This window comes from Microbacterium sp. Bi128 (assembly GCF_918698205.1).
Genome location: NZ_CAKKMM010000988.1, coordinates 1 through 1,918 on the forward strand (window position 1 = coordinate 1; position 1,918 = coordinate 1,918).

2 protein-coding genes and 1 pseudogene are annotated in these 1,918 nt (G+C 63.5%); 2 read left to right on the plus strand and 1 reads right to left on the minus strand.

Annotated features, from left to right (window positions below; genetic code table 11):
• The first annotated feature begins 1 nt into the window (after window position 1).
• Window positions 2-496, plus strand: coding sequence for a DUF2087 domain-containing protein (locus LQV45_RS28880; protein ID WP_230010452.1), 495 nt, complete (start codon window positions 2-4; stop codon window positions 494-496).
• A gap of 145 nt (window positions 497-641) precedes the next feature.
• Here LQV45_RS28880 and LQV45_RS28885 read toward each other — a convergent pair whose 3' ends face one another.
• On the minus strand, window positions 642-947 hold the full coding sequence (locus LQV45_RS28885) for a hypothetical protein (RefSeq protein WP_230010454.1): 306 nt from the start codon (window positions 945-947) through the stop codon (window positions 642-644).
• A gap of 274 nt (window positions 948-1,221) precedes the next feature.
• Between LQV45_RS28885 and LQV45_RS28890 the strand changes: the two are divergent.
• Window positions 1,222-1,918 (plus strand): annotated as a pseudogene (locus LQV45_RS28890) (phospholipase); the annotation flags it as partial.

The window sequence follows — 1,918 nt, forward strand, 5'->3', positions numbered from 1 at the left end:
GGTGAGTGGACCGCACTGGCGGCGTGTAGTGGCAGCCCTCGCTAACACGGACGCTCGGACCGCCTACGCGCAAATAGTGCTCGGCGCCAAGCTCCCCGACGTGCTTGCTGACCTGAATGACCACCGGCGAAACCGGGCCATCGCTGCCCTCCTTGAGTCAGGACTCGTGGAAAGCAATGCCGCCAGTGACCTTGAGGCACCCGAGGCGATCTTCCGCGACCTCCTCACACAGCAACCCCGGCGACAACCGCAGACCGGATTGGCCCGCTTCATGCGCTTGGGGCGGATCGAGAGGTATCCAGCCAACATGACGGAACGGCGGGAGCTCCTGGCCTGGATCGTCAGCGAAGCCTTTGAGCCTGGCGAACACCTAACGGAAAAGCAGGTTAATGAACGACTGCTCAGTTATACCGATGACGTCGTCATGCTGCGCCGCTACATTATCGACTTCGGACTACTGGAACGGACGGCCTCGGGTTCCTCATACTCCCGGTAGGCATGACGCGGGCTCCATGCGGGCATTACGTGGACTTTGAACTCGACGCTCTCATAGCACCCAAACCTGCCCGAGAGCCAACATTGGCACCCACGGGATGCAGCGGTTTCTTGTGCCACCGCGAGTCCAGCATGATTCTCAGCGGTCAGCCCGCGCCCTGGCCCTCGCGGGCCACTTCTTCCAGAATCCTGGCTGTCGGCGCTGCCGTCATTAGATGCCCGATCACCCCGGGTTTGTCCCACACCTGGCTGCGCAACTTATCCAGAAAGCCGGTCGCGGCGTCCCTGGTGTCGAAGTCAAGGAGCACGGCCACGCTGTTCTGGTCCTCCGTATCCCTTAACAGGCGGACAGACCGGGCGCCGGAGGCGGCTCGGCCTGCAGGATCGCTGTCGAAGACCTTCTTAAAGGCCTCGTAATCCCGGACCGGATAGCTAATCTGCAGGGTGAACATCGTCGTTCCTTTCCCTCGGGCTGTGTCAGGACCACGATAGGCCGTCCAGCGTCATCCCGGTAGGGCCGGAGAGCGGCCTTGATCCTGTGCTGCGCCGCCTTCCTTACGAGCAATCCCTGAGTATCAGTTCAAGTTGGCGCCCGACAGGAGCGGGTGTTCCACGGGTCCTCTGATACCGGCGCCTTTGACCCGGTCGGTGACATTAGGCAGCACAGTCGCTACGTTGAAGACCGGACACTAGTGCCCTGGGCTCGGGCGCCGAAAGAAGGACTGAGTGGACAGTGATGCTGGTACGTGGTTTCTGAGCCGCGCTGAGCGGGGGAATTTGGCCACAGACGTACACGCGGGCGGTGCCGGATCGCCGCCGTGGTCGGAGGGCAATCTTGTGCGGCCCCTGATTCATGGAGCGACCTACTTCGCCCGGCTGCATGAGGAGTTGACGGCTCTGCAGGCCGGGGACCGCGTGTGGTTCACCGACTGGCGTGGCGACGCCGACGAGCGGCTGCTGGCGGACGGACCGTCTATCGGCGAGGTGCTCGCTGACTTGGCCCGTGAGGGAGTGGAAGTGCGGGGCCTTGTCTGGAGATCCCATGGAGAGCGCGTGTCGGCCCCGATCAGCGGCCGATCCAATGAGCTCCTAAGCCGTCAGGTCAACGACGCGGGCGGAGAGGTGCTGCTGGATCAGCGTGTACGCCTGTTTGGCTCCCATCACCAAAAAATCTTCGTCATCCGCCGTCGTGACAACCCGTCGCGGGATGTCGCGTTCGTTGGCGGGATCGACCTTTCCCACAGCCGTCGAGACGATGCCGACCACGCGGGCGACCCGCAAGCCGTGAGCATGGATTCCCGGTACGGGAAACGACCGCCGTGGCACGATGCCGCCCTCGAACTGCGCGGCCCCGTGGTGGCAGATGTGCTGGCAGTGTTCGCTGAACGGTGGAACGACCCCCATCCTCTGGACCGACGCACCC

What these genes read in the sequence shown, in the direction of transcription:
- LQV45_RS28885 (WP_230010454.1), bottom strand. Translation starts at nt 947, where the DNA reads ATGTTCACCCTGCAGATTAGCTATCCGGTCCGGGATTACGAGGCCTTT.